General features: G+C 62.1%; 11 protein-coding genes. 4 read left to right on the forward strand and 7 right to left on the reverse strand.

From position 1 onward, the window contains the following. Positions 1–8 precede the first annotated feature (8 nt). Together fadB and C5F70_RS16575 are read right to left on the reverse strand one after the other, a co-directional pair. Complete coding sequence (gene fadB / locus C5F70_RS16570) at positions 9–2,156, reverse strand: fatty acid oxidation complex subunit alpha FadB (RefSeq protein WP_104903749.1); 2,148 nt, start codon at positions 2,154–2,156, stop codon at positions 9–11. Between the two features lie 493 nt (positions 2,157–2,649). Next, entirely contained in the window at positions 2,650–3,087 is a 438-nt protein-coding gene (locus C5F70_RS16575; RefSeq protein WP_017848772.1) for a hypothetical protein, read from the reverse strand. Between the two features lie 105 nt (positions 3,088–3,192). Here C5F70_RS16575 and C5F70_RS16580 point away from each other — a divergent pair, with 105 nt between their 5' ends. Continuing rightward, on the forward strand, positions 3,193–3,630 hold the full coding sequence (locus C5F70_RS16580; RefSeq protein WP_104903750.1) for a universal stress protein: 438 nt from the start codon (positions 3,193–3,195) through the stop codon (positions 3,628–3,630). A 121-nt stretch (positions 3,631–3,751) separates the two neighbouring features. Here C5F70_RS16580 and C5F70_RS16585 read toward each other — a convergent pair whose 3' ends face one another. Further along, positions 3,752–5,671, reverse strand: coding sequence for an ATP-binding cassette domain-containing protein (locus tag C5F70_RS16585; RefSeq protein WP_017848770.1), 1,920 nt, complete (start codon positions 5,669–5,671; stop codon positions 3,752–3,754). A gap of 213 nt (positions 5,672–5,884) precedes the next feature. Here C5F70_RS16585 and C5F70_RS16590 point away from each other — a divergent pair, with 213 nt between their 5' ends. Continuing rightward, the gene (locus C5F70_RS16590; RefSeq protein ID WP_017848769.1) at positions 5,885–7,813 is read left to right on the forward strand and encodes a transglycosylase SLT domain-containing protein; all 1,929 of its coding nucleotides are present in this window, start codon (positions 5,885–5,887) and stop codon (positions 7,811–7,813) included. A 64-nt stretch (positions 7,814–7,877) separates the two neighbouring features. Here C5F70_RS16590 and C5F70_RS16595 read toward each other — a convergent pair whose 3' ends face one another. Next, positions 7,878–9,662: an ABC transporter ATP-binding protein/permease gene (locus C5F70_RS16595; RefSeq protein WP_177410561.1), complete on the reverse strand. Its 1,785-nt coding sequence runs from the start codon at positions 9,660–9,662 to the stop codon at positions 7,878–7,880. Positions 9,663–9,908: 246 nt separating this feature from the next. Here C5F70_RS16595 and C5F70_RS30825 point away from each other — a divergent pair, with 246 nt between their 5' ends. After that, positions 9,909–10,082 carry a PA1571 family protein gene (locus C5F70_RS30825; RefSeq protein WP_017848767.1) on the forward strand — a complete coding sequence of 58 codons (174 nt, stop codon included), beginning with the start codon at positions 9,909–9,911 and terminating at the stop codon, positions 10,080–10,082. Between the two features lie 57 nt (positions 10,083–10,139). Here C5F70_RS30825 and pdxB read toward each other — a convergent pair whose 3' ends face one another. After that, positions 10,140–11,282: a 4-phosphoerythronate dehydrogenase PdxB gene (pdxB, locus tag C5F70_RS16600; RefSeq protein ID WP_104903752.1), complete on the reverse strand. Its 1,143-nt coding sequence runs from the start codon at positions 11,280–11,282 to the stop codon at positions 10,140–10,142. Between the two features lie 180 nt (positions 11,283–11,462). Here pdxB and C5F70_RS16605 point away from each other — a divergent pair, with 180 nt between their 5' ends. Beyond that, positions 11,463–12,857, forward strand: a complete 1,395-nt coding sequence (locus C5F70_RS16605; protein ID WP_104903753.1) for an MATE family efflux transporter — start codon at positions 11,463–11,465, stop codon at positions 12,855–12,857. A gap of 116 nt (positions 12,858–12,973) precedes the next feature. On the opposite strand, the gene tusA is transcribed toward C5F70_RS16605, so the two are convergent. Both tusA and rlmM read right to left on the reverse strand, forming a co-directional pair. Then, the gene (gene tusA / locus C5F70_RS16610; RefSeq protein WP_017848764.1) at positions 12,974–13,225 is read right to left on the reverse strand and encodes a sulfurtransferase TusA; all 252 of its coding nucleotides are present in this window, start codon (positions 13,223–13,225) and stop codon (positions 12,974–12,976) included. A gap of 27 nt (positions 13,226–13,252) precedes the next feature. Continuing rightward, positions 13,253–14,329, reverse strand: a complete 1,077-nt coding sequence (gene rlmM / locus C5F70_RS16615) for a 23S rRNA (cytidine(2498)-2'-O)-methyltransferase RlmM (RefSeq protein ID WP_017848763.1) — start codon at positions 14,327–14,329, stop codon at positions 13,253–13,255. Positions 14,330–14,379: the final 50 nt, after the last annotated feature.

A 14,379-nucleotide genomic window follows, 5' to 3' on the forward strand; every position in this document is an offset into this window, starting at 1 on the left:
TGGGACGCTTAACCGAAGAAGCTCTGGCCGTTCTTGGCCATCTCACGCAGCTTCGCGGTCGGGTGGTACAGCGGGCCCAAATCAGCGTATTGATCAGCCAGGGCAACGAACTCGGCCACACCGATCGAGTCGATGTAACGCAGCGCACCGCCACGGAATGGAGGGAAACCAATACCGTACACCAGGCCCATGTCGGCTTCGGCGGCGGTTTCGACGATGCCGTCTTCCAGGCAACGCACGGTTTCCAGGCACAGAGCGATCATCATCCAGTTGATGATGTCCTCGTCGGACACCTCACGCTGTTCATAGATGACCGGCGCGAGCACTTCGTGGACCGACGGATCGGCAACCTTCTTCTGCTTGCCCTTCTTGTCGGTCTCGTAGGCGTAGAAGCCCTTGCCGTTCTTCTGGCCCAGGCGCTTGGCCTCGTAGAGCGCGTCGATCGCCGAGCGGCGGTCGTCTTTCATGCGGTCCGGGAAGCCTTCAGCCATCACGTCGCGACCGTGGTGGCCGGTGTCGATGCCGACCACGTCCATCAGGTACGCCGGGCCCATCGGCCAGCCGAATTTTTCCATGACCTTGTCGATACGCACAAAGTCCACACCGGCGCTGACCAGCTTGGCGAAACCGCCGAAGTACGGGAACAGCACGCGGTTGACCAAAAAGCCCGGGCAGTCGTTGACCACGATCGGGTTCTTGCCCATTTTCTTGGCGTAGGCAACGGTGGTGGCGACGGCCAGCTCGCTGGACTTCTCACCACGGATCACTTCCACCAGCGGCATCATGTGTACCGGGTTGAAGAAGTGCATGCCGACGAAGTTTTCCGGACGCTTGAGGGCCTTGGCCAGCAGCGTGATGGAAATGGTCGAGGTGTTGGACGCCAGGATGGTGTCGTCTTTGACCTGGGCTTCCACTTCCGCCAGTACCGCTTGCTTGACCTTCGGGTTTTCGACAACCGCTTCGACCACCAGGTCGACGTGGCCGAAATCGCCGTAGGACAGCGTAGGACGAATGCCGTTGAGCACTTCAGCCATTTTCGCTGCGGTCATGCGACCTTTATCAACCCGACCTACCAGCAGCTTGGCCGCTTCCGCCAGGCCTTGCTCGATGCCGTGTTCGTTGATGTCTTTCATCAGGATCGGCGTGCCTTTGGACGCCGACTGATAGGCGATACCGCCGCCCATGATGCCGGCACCGAGTACGGCAGCCTGTTTCACATCCTTGGCGACTTCATCGTAGGCCTTGGCCTTTTTCTTCAGTTCCTGATCGTTCAGGAACAGACCGATCAGGCTCTGGGCAGCGGAGGTCTTGGCCAACTTGACGAAACCTGCCGCTTCCACTTCCAGGGCTTTGTCGCGACCGAAGTTCGCGGCTTTCTGGATGGTCTTGATCGCTTCAACCGGCGCCGGGTAGTTCGGGCCGGCCTGGCCAGCCACGAAACCTTTGGCGGTTTCGAACGCCATCATTTGTTCGATGGCGTTGAGCTTGAGTTTTTCCAGCTTCGGCTGACGCTTGGCCTTGTAATCAAATTCGCCGCTGATGGCGCCCTTGATCAGGTTCAGCGCGGCTTCGGCCAGTTTGTCCGGAGCAACCACAGCATCGACGGCACCGACTTTCAGCGCGTCTTCAGCTTTGTTTTCCTTGCCGGCGGCGATCCACTCGATGGCGTTGTCGGCCCCGATGATGCGCGGCAGGCGCACGGTGCCGCCGAAACCTGGGTAGATGCCCAGCTTGACTTCCGGCAGGCCGATTTTCGCAGTGGCCGACATGACGCGAAAATCCGCGGCCAGGCACATTTCCAGGCCGCCGCCCAGCGCGATGCCGTTGATCGCGGCAACGGTCGGCACGTTGAGGTCTTCGAAATCGCTGAAAATCTTGTTGGCTTCGAGGTTGCCAGCCACCAGCTCGGCATCGGGCAGCTTGAAGCTCTCGACGAATTCGGTGATGTCGGCGCCGACGATAAACACGTCCTTGCCGCTGGAGACGATCACGCCCTTGACCGAAGCATCTGCTTTGATGGCGTCTACGGCCTGACGCAGTTCGTTCAGGGTTAGACGGTTGAACTTGTTGACGGACTCACCCTTGAGGTCGAATTTCAGTTCGACGATGCCACTTTCAAGAGCCTTAACCGTGATGGCTTTACCTTCGTAAATCATCAACTGATCTCCACGATATGGAAGCTGAACAGTACACATCGGACGCTGGCCTCTGGTTGGACATTGATGATTTCGTCAATGCTCACCCCAATGCGCCAGGCACACCCGCCAATGCGATAGTCGGGATTCTGTATGAGACGTCTGACAGACAAACGCTCAATTCATACGCCCGTTTGATTTGGGTACGCCACCTTCATCCAATTCCGGGCAATTGTCAATCGCTCGAAAGCGCTAGGAAAAACGCGACTTTCCAGTCATTTCAGAACCCCAACCCTTGGCCCACGCTTCGCCAATATTCAACTATTCACCAAATCAATAATGAATACAGCGTAGGAAAAGACTGTACAGATCCGGATATCCGGCTAGGCTTGCGGCAGCCATTACAGAATAGTCAAAATGCCTGGGTGAATACCCGGCGTGAAACACACAGTTTTACCGGCCTGCCTGGCCAACCCCGCCCGATGATGATGTCGGGCTTTTTATTGCCCGACGTTCAGGCCAGGGCCTTGAGCAACGTATCAATGGCCTGCAGGTCGCTCACCTCGCCCTTCTCGCCCCAGCACAACGCGATCATTTGCCGGTCTGCCTCGACTTTGTAGACGTTGGCCGGCAGCGTCGCAAAATGCGCCAGCAATTGCTCGTCCACGCAGGCTTCCTGCCATTGATTGACCCACACGCCAGGCTCCAACTGCCAATAACTCCATAGTGCAGGGACCTTGCCGCGCCGTGGCCGGTGGTATTGCGCGCACGGGCTCGGCGGCTCCTGCTTGAGCCAGTGCGGCCACGCCTGGGGCGCCAGTTGCATCGCCAGGCCCATGCGGCGCGCCTCCATGCGCAGGGCCATGCGCCCACTCTGATGGCGCGACGGGCGCAGCCATGCCAGGGGGCTCAAAACCACCGCAAGGATTGACACCACTATCCAGACCGTCATATGTGTACTCCCGATTTTTTAGATAAGCGGATTTGACCTGACGCAACCCCATCCGCTTGAAAGCAGCCATACTGAACTTATTGCAGTCCCCTGGAGGAACGCCCCATGTCATACGAACATATTCTGGTCGCCGTAGACCTGACCGAAGAGTGCGATCCAGTGATCAAACGCGCCGTGGATCTGGCTGGCACCACTGCCAAACTGTCCCTGGTGCATATCGTCGAACCGATGGCCATGGCCTTTGGCGGCGACGTGCCGATGGACCTGTCACAACTGCAACAGCAGCAATTCGATCAAGCCAAGGAACGCCTTGAGCGCCTGATCACCAAGTACCCGCCCCTGAAAAAAGATCAGAGCCACCTGACCTATGGTCAGCCACGCCAGGAAATCCATCACCTGGCCAAGGAACAGGGCTGCGACCTGATCGTGGTCGGCAGCCATGGCCGTCACGGCCTGGCCTTGCTGCTGGGCTCCACCGCCAATGACGTCCTGCACGGCGCACCGTGCGATGTGCTGGCGGTGAAGCTGGTAAAAGGCGCGTAGGACCGATCGAGATCCAATATGGGAGGGAGCTTGCTCCCTCCCATATGTTGGACTGCAGCTCATATAAAAAACCCGGTGCTCATTGAAATGAACACCGGGTTTTTTAATGCACTGGAATCAATCAGGCGTCCAACTCGGCCCAACGTTCAACCAGCACTTCCAGCTCCTGGTTCAAGGTTTCCAGGGACGCGATGACCTCGGCGGTTTCCGCCGCCGGACGCAGGTAGAAACCCGCGTCAGCCATTTGCGCTTCGACCGCAGCGATCTGCTGCTCCTTGGCGTCGATTTCACCCGGCAGGGCTTCCAGCTCACGCTGCAGCTTGTAGCTGAGTTTCTTCTTCGCGGCAGGCGCGGCTTCCGGCGCCGGTGCAGCGGCGGCCACGGGGGCGACGACGGCGGAGGTCAAGTCGGCCTTGCCGGACTTGCTCTCGGTCACGCCCAGCAGGCGCGGCGAGCCGCCCTGGCGCAGCCAGTCCTGGTAACCACCGACGTACTCGCGCACCTTGCCTTCACCTTCGAAGACCAGGGTGCTGGTAACCACGTTGTCGAGGAATGCCCGGTCGTGGCTGACCATCAGCACAGTGCCGTTGAAGGTCAGCAGGACCTCTTCCAGCAGCTCAAGGGTTTCCACGTCGAGGTCGTTGGTCGGTTCGTCGAGGACCAGCAGGTTGGCCGGCTTGCTGAACAGCTTGGCCAGCAGCAAGCGCGCACGCTCACCACCGGACAAGGCCTTGACCGGCGTGCGCGCGCGCTGCGGGCTGAACAGGAAGTCGCCCAGGTAGCTCAGCACATGGCGGCTCTGGCCGTCGATATCGATAAAGTCGCGGCCTTCGGCGACGTTGTCGATCACGGTTTTTTCCAGGTCCAACTGGTGACGCAACTGGTCGAAGTAGGCCACGTCGATGCGCGTGCCCTCTTCCACTTTACCGCTGGTCGGTTGCAGGCCGTTAAGCATCAGCTTGAGCAACGTGGTCTTGCCGGTGCCGTTGGCGCCGAGCAGGCCGATACGGTCGCCGCGCTGCAGGACCATGGAGAAGTCCTTGATCAGGAACGGACCGTCCGGGTGATGGAAGCTGACGTTCTCCAGCACCATCACCTGCTTGCCCGACTTGTCGGCGGTTTCCAGCATGATGTTGGCCTTGCCGGTGCGCTCGCGACGCTCACTGCGTTCAACGCGCAGGGCCTTGAGTGCGCGTACACGGCCTTCGTTACGGGTGCGGCGCGCCTTGATGCCCTGGCGGATCCACACTTCTTCCTGGGCCAGGCGCTTGTCGAACAAGGCGTTGGCGGTTTCTTCAGCGGCCAGGGTGGCTTCTTTGTGGACCAGGAAGCTGGCGTAGTCGCCGTTCCAGTCGATCAGGCCACCACGGTCCAGCTCGAGGATGCGGGTCGCCAGGTTCTGCAGGAAGGACCGGTCGTGCGTGATGAACAGCACGGCGCCCTGGAAATCCTTGAGGGCTTCTTCGAGCCAGGCGATCGCGCCGATGTCCAAGTGGTTGGTCGGTTCATCGAGCAGCAGCAGGTCCGGCTCGGACACCAGGGCCTGGGCCAGCAGGACGCGGCGACGCCAGCCGCCGGACAATTCGGCGAGGGTCTTGTCGGCCGGCAGTTGCAGGCGGCTCAGGGTGCTGTCCACCAGTTGCTGCAGGCGCCAGCCGTCACGGGCTTCGAGGTCTTGCTGGACGTGCATCAGCTTGTCCAGGTCTTCCTCGGTGACGCAGTTCTGCGCCAGGTGATGGTATTGCGCAAGCAACTCACCGACGCCGTCCAGGCCTTCGGCGACCACGTCGAACACTGTCCGTCCGTCGGCCACCGGCAGTTCCTGCGGCAATTCGCCAATCTTGAGGCCCGGGGCGCGCCATACAGAGCCGTCATCGGGCTTCTGGTCGCCTTTTACCAGCTTCATCATGCTGGACTTGCCGGTGCCGTTGCGGCCGATGATGCACACCCGCTCACCACGGGCGATCTGCCAGGACACCTTGTCCAACAACGGCATAGCGCCGAAAGCAAGGGACACATCGCTGAATTTGAGCAGGGTCATACGCTTCTCCAAAAACTGGGCGCGCATTCTACCTGAGTTGAGGGTGGGATGCGGCCGGCATTTTCGCTACGGGTGGGTTCTGTAAGACAATTCCTGCGAACTTGAACGAACAGGTCGGCAAAGCTTTCACCGGCCGCTGGCAAAAGGCTAAGCTAGAGGCAATGAGTGTCGGCGGTGCCGGCGCTAGTCGTGATTTCTCTGCACGGACGTCTCATGCGCAGTCGCCTTTTCAACTTTTTATCTTGTCTGCTTCTTACTGCCACTGCCGCTCAATCCGCCCTGGCCGTGGACATAACCACCCAACGTCAATATTACGATGAAGCCAAACGCGCCCTGGCCAAGGGCGATACCGGGCCCTACATGCAATACAGCCAGGCCTTGGCCGACTATCCGCTGACGCCGTACCTGGCCTACGACGAGCTGACCGCACGCCTGAAGACCGCGAGCAACGAGGAAATCGAACAATTCCTCGCCAAAAACGGCGACCTGCCCCAGGCCAACTGGATGAAACTGCGTTGGTTGCGCTGGCTGGCCGAGCGTGGCGACTGGCAGACCTTTGAAAAGTACTACGACCCCAAGCTCAATTTCGTCGAGCTCGATTGCCTGCATGGCCAGTTCCAGCTCACGCACAATCTGAAAGCCGAAGGCTACAAAACCACCGAAAAACTCTGGCTGACCGGTAAATCGCAACCGTCCGCCTGTGATGCCACGTTCGCGCAGTGGGCCGCAGATGGCCAACTCACCGAACAGAAAATCTGGGACCGCGCCAAGCTCGCCGCCGAAGCCCGCAACTACGCGCTGGCCAACAGCCTGGTGAAAAGCCTGCCGACCCTCGGCGCCCAAGGCCGCCTGATGGTGGACGTGGCGCAAAAGCCGGAGATGCTCAACGACCCATCGCGCTTCCTGCCGGCCACCGAGGCCATGTCTGACGCCGTGGGCCTGGGCCTGCGCCGCCTGGCGCGCCAGGACCCGGACAAGGCCATGGCCATGCTCGACGGCTATGCCAGCAGCATGCACTTCTCCCGTGACGAAAAAGTGGCGATTGCCCGCGAGATCGGCCTGACCCTGGCCAAGCGCTTTGACCCACGCGCCCTTGAGGTGATGACCAAGTACGACCCGGAACTGCGCGACAACACCGTGTCCGAATGGCGCCTGCGCCTGCTGTTGCGCCTGGCCCGTTGGGAAGACGCCTACCAACTCACGCGCAAACTCCCGCAGGACTTGGCCACCACCAACCGCTGGCGCTACTGGCAGGCCCGCAGCCTGGAACTGGCCGAGCCGAAAAACCCGCAAGCCCTGGTGCTGTACAAGAACCTGTCGCGGGAGCGCGATTTCTACGGTTTCCTCGCCGCCGACCGCTCCAAAGCGCCGTACCAACTGATGAACAAGCCGCTGTTGATGAGCCAGGCGCTGATCAACAAAGTGCGCAACACCCCCGGCGTGCGCCGCGCCCTGGAGTTCTATGCGCGGGGCCAGGTGGTCGATGGCCGCCGCGAGTGGTACCACGTCAGCCGTCACTTCAACCGCGACGAAATGGTCGCCCAGGCCAGGCTGGCCTACGACATGAAGTGGTACTTCCCGGCGATCCGTACCATCAGCCAGGCGCAGTACTGGGATGACCTCGACATCCGCTTCCCAATGGCCCACCGCGACACCCTGGTGCGCGAAGCCAAGGTGCGCGGCCTGCATTCGAGCTGGGTGTTCGCCATCACCCGCCAGGAAAGCGCGTTCATGGACGACGCCCGCTCCGGCGTCGGCGCCAGCGGCCTGATGCAACTGATGCCTGGCACCGCCAAAGACACCGCGCGCAAGTTCAGCATCCCGCTGGCCTCCCCGGCCCAGGTGCTCGATCCGGATAAAAACATCCAGCTCGGCGCCGCTTACCTGAGCCAGGTACACAGCCAGTTCAACGGCAACCGCGTCCTCGCTTCCGCCGCCTACAACGCCGGCCCGGGCCGCGTGCGCCAGTGGCTGCGCGGCGCCGATCACCTGAGTTTCGACGTGTGGGTGGAAAGCATCCCGTTCGACGAAACCCGCCAGTACGTGCAGAACGTGCTGTCTTATTCGGTGATCTACGGGCAGAAGCTCAATTCGCCACAGCCGTTGGTGGACTGGCATGAGCGGTATTTCGACGATCAATAAAGCGTGACGCACACACAAAAATGCCCGCATCGAAGGATGCGGGCATTTTTTATGCGCAGTGATTTCAGTGCGCAGCCTGTTCCTCCACGCCATCACTGAACTGCAACGCCGCCAACCGCGCATACAGCGGGTTGCTCGCGATCAACTGCTGATGCGTGCCGATCGCCACCAGCTTGCCCTGGTCCATCACTGCGATCCGGTCCGCATGCTTCACCGTCGCCAGCCGATGCGCGATGACCAGCGTGGTGCGGCCCTGCATCAGTTGTGGCAGCGCCTGCTGGATCAGGTGTTCGCTCTGGGCGTCGAGGGCGCTGGTGGCTTCGTCCAGCAGCAGGATCGGCGCATCTACCAGCAACGCGCGGGCGATCGCCAGGCGTTGCCGTTGGCCGCCGGAGAGGCCCATGCCGGCGTCGCCGAGGTGGGTCTGGTAGCCATCGGGCATTTGCAGGATGAAGTCGTGGGCATGGGCAATGCGCGCGGCGGCTTCGACCTGCTCGCGAGTGGCGCTCGGGTTGCCGTAGCGGATGTTGTCTTCGACACTGCCAAAGAACAGCGCCGGGCTCTGGGACACCAGGGCAAAGTGGCGGCGCAGGTCCTGGGGGTCGAGTTCGGTCAACGGTTGGCCTTCGAGCAGGATGCGGCCGTGCTGGGGATCATAGAAGCGCAGCAACAGGTCGAAAATCGTCGACTTGCCCACGCCCGACGGCCCCACCAGCGCGAGGGTTTCGCCGGGGTTGATGGTCAGGTTCAAACCGTCGATGGCGTAAGTGTCCGGCCGCGACGGGTAGGAAAAGCGCAGGTCTTGCAGCTCCATGCGGCCGCTGACGCGTGGCGGTAATTGCACGCAGCCGGCGACGGGCGCCTGGATCTCATTGTGCGACTGCAGCAACTCGCCGATCCGCTCTGCCGCCCCCGCGGCGCGCTGCAACTCGCCGAGCACTTCGCTCAAGGTGCCGACGGCGCTGCCGACGATCAGGCTGTAGAACACAAACGCGGCCAGCTCGCCGCCGGAAATGCGCCCGCTGATCACATCCATGCCGCCGACCCACAGCATCACCCCGACAGCGCCGAGCACCAGCATGATCACCAGGGTAATCAGCCAGGCGCGCTGGGCGATGCGCTTACGTGCGGTGCTGAAAGCGTCCTCGACGGTCACGGCAAAGCGTTGTTCGTCCTGCGCCTGGTGGTTATAGGCCTGCACGGTCTTGATCTGGCCGAGCGTCTCGGACACGTAGCTGCCGACGTCGGCGATACGGTCCTGGCTCAAGCGCGACAGGCTGCGCACGCGGCGGCCGAAAATCAGGATCGGCGCCAGCACCAGCGGCAGCGCCACCACCACGATGCTGGTGAGCTTGGGGTTGGTGACAAACAGCAGCACGATGCCGCCGATGACCATCAACGCATTGCGCAGGAACAGCGACAGCGAGGAGCCGATCACCGATTGCAACAATGTGGTGTCGGTGGTCAACCGCGACTGGATTTCCGAGCTGCGATTGTTTTCATAAAACCCAGGATGCAGGTAGATCAGGTGGTTGAACACCTGCCGACGAATGTCGGCCACCACCCGCTCGCCGATCCACGACACCAGGTAAAACCGCGCAAACGTGCCGACGGCCAGGCCCAGTACCAGGATCATGAACAGGCCGATGGATTGGTTGAGCAAGTGCGGCGACTGGGTCATGAAGCCCTGGTCCACCAACAGGCGAATGCCCTGGCCCATGGACAAGGTGATGCCGGCGGTGACGATCAGCGCCACCAGCGCGCCGAGCGCCTGCCAGCGATAGGGCGCAATGAAGCGGCTGGCCAGGCGAATGGCGCGGCGTTGACGGACTGAGAACATGGGGGGCATCACCTGATGAGGGGGAGATCGGAACCTACAGACAACATTGGGGGAACTTGGGTAAATAACAATGAGTCGGGTTAATTATGCCCGCCCACTCTGCCCCCTAGAGGTTATCGGTCTAACACCCGGCTGGAAATTTGTAACGGTTTCTGGTGGACTGAGTATTCGAAGCGATGATCTTGCAAGGAGTTGTAACAGCTCGGTCACGCGGGGGGGTTAAAGTTGGTACACAACCTGATGAGGAGACAGGCCATGACCTTGCAAAACAGCAGCGATGCCAAGATTGAAGTAATCCGCCAACCGCAATACCTGCCTTGCTCCGTCATCGACGCCCAAGGCCGCGAAGTGCAGATTACCGAAGACATGATCCAGCAAGCGTGCCGCGAGCTGGAACAGCGACTGGTCAAGCCTGCCCAGCAAGGCTGAAGCGCCCACGCTCTTTCAGAACCGGCCTTGATGGCCGGTTTTTTTGTGACCTCGTTCCTACAGCAGCTCAGCGCCCAATGCCTCGACGATGCCAGACAACAGCGCCGATTGCCCATGGATACGCACCTTCAAGCCATCGATCTCACGGCGCTCCGGATAGTGCTTGCGCAGCAGATCGAACGCCTTGCGTTGCTCGTCCACCGTTCCCACGAGGCTGCGACGGAAATCCGCATCGTCGCGACGCGGGTCGTACACGCTGCGGCATAACGTCGCCAGCGCCCAGGCCGGGTCGGTAGACGCATTCAAGTGGACCTCGGCCAGCCACGGCGGCGGCAGCAAATGACTCAGTTCAATCACCGGCGCCTGGCCCAGATGCGCGCAGAACGCCTGGTAGATCTGCGCCGTGCCGCGCTGCTTGCCGTCCAGGCTGTAACCGGCGATGTGCGGGGTGGCCAGCACGCAGAGGTCGGCCAGGTCGACATCCACTTCGGGCTCGCCTTCCCACACATCCAGCACCGCTTGCAGGTCTTCACGCGAAAGCAGCACGTCGCGCAGGGCGGCGTTGTCCACCACCGGGCCACGGCTGGCGTTGATCAGCCAGGCACCGGGCTTGAGGCGGTTGAGGCGCTCGCGGTCGAACAAGTGCCAGGTGGAGCCGTTGCCGGACTTGGTCAACGGCGTGTGCAGGCTGATCACGTCGCATTGCTCGATGATCTGCTCCAGGCTGACGTAGTCACCGTCTTCGGCGATCTGCCGCGGCGGGTCGCAGACCAGCACGTTCCAGCCCAGGCCCTTGAGCACCTTGACCAAACGCCCGCCCACTTCACCGGCGCCGACGACACCGTAAGTCCGCTGGTTGAGGTCGGCGCCCTCGATCTCGGCCAGGGTCTGCAAGCTGCCCAGCACGTAGTCCACCACGCCACGGGCATTGCAGCCGGGCGCGCTGGACCATTGAATGCCGGCACGCTGGAAATAGTCGAGGTCCAAATGATCGGTGCCGATGGTGCAGGTGCCGACAAAGCGCACCTTGGAACCTTCGAGCAAGGCCCGGTTGACGTTGGTCACCGAGCGCACCAGCAGCACATCGGCCTGCTCGACGGTGGCGCGGTCAATGGAACGGCCGGGCACCCGGCGTATTTCGCCAAATCCTTGGAAGAAAGCATCGAGCAGCGGAATATTTTCGTCGGCAACAATCAGCATGGCAGGCTCCTTTGGCGGAACAGCAGTGTACAGGGATGCGATCGGTGTTCCACCGCAGATCGAAGGTGGACGCTGCGGCGCCTGGAAGATCGCTTACAAATAGCTAACACAGGTTTTTTCCTGACCGCTGCGTCAACGCGTAGAATCCGCCGTCCTGCGCTCTTCTTTGGACATCTGCACGTGAACACCGCCACCGCCACCCTCACCCGTCCCGCCCGCATCAGCCGGGAAGTGCGCGGGCTGCTGACACTCGCCGTGCCGATCATGATCGGCCAACTGGCAACCACCGCGATGAGCTTCGTCGATGCGGTGATGGCCGGGCGCGTCAGCCCGCAGGACCTGGCGGCGGTGGGCCTGGGCAATTCGATCTGGATTCCGGTGTACCTGCTGATGACCGGCACCTTGCTGGCCACCACGCCGAAAGTCGCCCAGCGCTATGGCGCCGGTCACTACAGCGAGATCGGGCCGCTGGTGCGCCAATCCCTGTGGCTGGCGGTGGTGGTCGGCATCATCGCGTCACTGCTGCTGCTCAGCGCCGAACCGATCCTGCACGCGATGAAGGTTGAACCCGACCTGATCGAACCGTCCATGGGCTACCTGCACGGCATCGCCGCAGGCATGCCGGCCGTTGCCCTGTATTACGTGTTGCGTTGTTTCAGCGACGGCCTGGGCCGCACACGCCCGAGCATGGTCCTGGGCCTGTGCGGGTTGGCGCTGAATATCCCGCTGAACTACATCTTCATCTATGGCCATTTCGGCGTGCCGGCCATGGGCGGCGTGGGCTGCGGCTGGGCCACGGGCATTGTGATGTGGGTGATGATGCTCGGCCTGGCGGGCTGGACGCGCTGGGGGCCGGCGTACCAGAGCAGCGAACTGTTCAAGCGTTTCGATTGGCCGCAATGGGCGGTGATCAAGCGCGTATTGGGCATCGGCCTGCCAATCGGCATCGCGATCTTTGCCGAATCGAGCATCTTCGCGGTGATCGCCCTGCTGATCGGCAGCCTGGGCGCCACGGTGGTCTCCGGCCATCAGATCGCCCTGAACGTCAGTTCCCTGGTGTTCATGATCCCCTACTCCCTGAGCACAGCCGTCACCGTGCGCGTCGGCCAGGCCCTCGGCCGTGGCCTGCCGCGTGAAGCGCGCTTCGCTGCCGGGGTCGGCATGGGCACGGCGCTGGCGTATGCCTGCCTGTCCTGCAGCCTGATGCTGGTGTTCCGCGAGCAGATCGCGGCGATCTACACCCCGGACCCGGTGGTGATCCACCTGGCGTCGACGCTGATCGTGTTTTCCGCGCTGTTCCAGTTTTCCGACTCGATCCAGGTCACCGCCGCCGGTGCCTTGCGCGGTTATCAGGACACCCGCGTGACCATGGTGCTGACCCTGTTCGCCTACTGGGGCGTGGGCTTGCCGGTGGGTTACGCCCTGGGGCTGACCGACTGGCTGGGCGCGGCGAGCGGCCCCAGCGGTTTGTGGCAGGGGCTGATCGTGGGCCTGAGCTGCGCGGCGGGGATGTTGCTGGTGCGCCTGGCGCGCAGCGCACGCCGACGCATTCGCCGGGACAAGGCGCGGGGTTAAGCAGCACACACCCGCGCTTGCTCGCGAAGGTCGCCAGCGATAACGCAGCTTGCCTGGTTTGACGTGGCGCTCTCGGGGTTTTCGCGAGCAAGCTCGCTCCTACAGGAATCGGGGGCTTAGTCGAGCTTCTTGCGAATCCAGTACAGGTACGTACCGGCCTGTTCCTGCTGAGCCACCAGTTCGTGGTCGAGGAACACGCAGAACTTGGGAATGTCGCGGCGGGTCGACGGGTCGGTCGCGATCACCTTGAGCAAGCCGCCAGGCGGCAGGTCACGGATGTGCTGGTGCAGCATCATCACCGGCTCCGGGCAGTTCAGGCCGGTAGCGTCGAGGGTGCCGTCGACGGCAGTGTCGGTCATATCGCTCATTGATTACTCCTACGGCAGGCGCTCAGTTTAACGGGCCTTGGTTTTCTTCACATCCACCAGCCGACGCAAGTGGCAGGTCACTTCCTCACGGTCGTGGTACAGCTGCTTACAGCCGATTTCCACACGAATACCGCGCGCCTTGAAGCCGTCTTCGATGCGCTCGAGCAAACGCTTGACCTCGGCGTAACGCTGCTTCATCGGCAGTTTCAGGTTGACCACCGCTTCACGGCAATAGCCTTCGCCGATCCAGGTTTCCAGCAAGGCGGCGTTGCGAGCCGGTTTTTCGACGATGTCGCACACCATCCAGTCCACCGGCTGCTTGGGCACGAAGGTGAAGCCGTCGGCCATCAAGTGTTGCACCAGGCCGGTGTCCATCAGGCTTTCGGCCATGGGGCCGTTGTCGATGGCGGTCACCAGCATGCCCCGGTTGACCAGTTGCCAGGTCCAGCCGCCCGGAGCGGCGCCCAGGTCGACGCCGGTCATGTCGCCGTGCAGGCGCTCGTCCCACTGGTCGCGGGGGATGAAGTGGTGCCAGGCTTCTTCCAGCTTCAGGGTCGAGCGGCTGGGCGCATCGCGGGGGAATTTCAGGCGCGGGATGCCCATCGGCCACATCGCCGAGTTATTCGACTCGGCCAGGCCCATGAACACTTCGCGGCCGCTCTTGAAGGTCAGCAGCAGGCGCGGCTTGCTCGGGTCGTCCACCAGCTTGCCGGCGTTCAGCAGGGCTTTGCGCAGGTGGACTTCGAATTTCTTGCAGAAGTTCGACAGCTCCTTGCCGTCGTTGGTGTCGACCATCTCCAGCCACAGGCTGCCGCACACCGGGAATTCGCGCAGGTGCGCGAGGATCACGCTGATGCGGTCGGTTTCCGGCAGGTCGATGAACACCCCGCGCGCCCACTGCCGCGGGAAGATCAGCTCGGCAAAACGCTGGCCGTGCATCAGGCGCCGGGCGCCGTCTTCCTCGGTGCAGACAAATTCGGCGCAGGCGCTGCCGGTCTTGGCCTTGGCGTAGCCGGAAACGTTCAGGCGCGCGGCGTGTTCCGCGATCTCGGAACAGACTTCGCCTTCAAAACCCGGGCGGCAGTGCATAAAAAGGGTGTTCATCGACTCTCCTGGCGACCCAACGGACTTGCGCTATCGCAATGTCTGTCATG

The organism is Pseudomonas sp. LH1G9 (genome assembly GCF_002949975.1).
GTDB classification, from domain to species: Bacteria; Pseudomonadota; Gammaproteobacteria; order Pseudomonadales; family Pseudomonadaceae; genus Aquipseudomonas; species Aquipseudomonas veronii.

What these genes read in the sequence shown, in the direction of transcription:
- fadB (WP_104903749.1), bottom strand. Translation starts at nt 2,156, where the DNA reads ATGATTTACGAAGGTAAAGCCATCACGGTTAAGGCTCTTGAAAGTGGC.
- C5F70_RS16575 (WP_017848772.1), bottom strand. Translation starts at nt 3,087, where the DNA reads ATGACGGTCTGGATAGTGGTGTCAATCCTTGCGGTGGTTTTGAGCCCC.
- C5F70_RS16580 (WP_104903750.1), top strand. Translation starts at nt 3,193, where the DNA reads ATGTCATACGAACATATTCTGGTCGCCGTAGACCTGACCGAAGAGTGC.
- C5F70_RS16585 (WP_017848770.1), bottom strand. Translation starts at nt 5,671, where the DNA reads ATGACCCTGCTCAAATTCAGCGATGTGTCCCTTGCTTTCGGCGCTATG.
- C5F70_RS16590 (WP_017848769.1), top strand. Translation starts at nt 5,885, where the DNA reads ATGCGCAGTCGCCTTTTCAACTTTTTATCTTGTCTGCTTCTTACTGCC.
- C5F70_RS16595 (WP_177410561.1), bottom strand. Translation starts at nt 9,662, where the DNA reads ATGCCCCCCATGTTCTCAGTCCGTCAACGCCGCGCCATTCGCCTGGCC.
- C5F70_RS30825 (WP_017848767.1), top strand. Translation starts at nt 9,909, where the DNA reads ATGACCTTGCAAAACAGCAGCGATGCCAAGATTGAAGTAATCCGCCAA.
- pdxB (WP_104903752.1), bottom strand. Translation starts at nt 11,282, where the DNA reads ATGCTGATTGTTGCCGACGAAAATATTCCGCTGCTCGATGCTTTCTTC.
- tusA (WP_017848764.1), bottom strand. Translation starts at nt 13,225, where the DNA reads ATGAGCGATATGACCGACACTGCCGTCGACGGCACCCTCGACGCTACC.
- rlmM (WP_017848763.1), bottom strand. Translation starts at nt 14,329, where the DNA reads ATGAACACCCTTTTTATGCACTGCCGCCCGGGTTTTGAAGGCGAAGTC.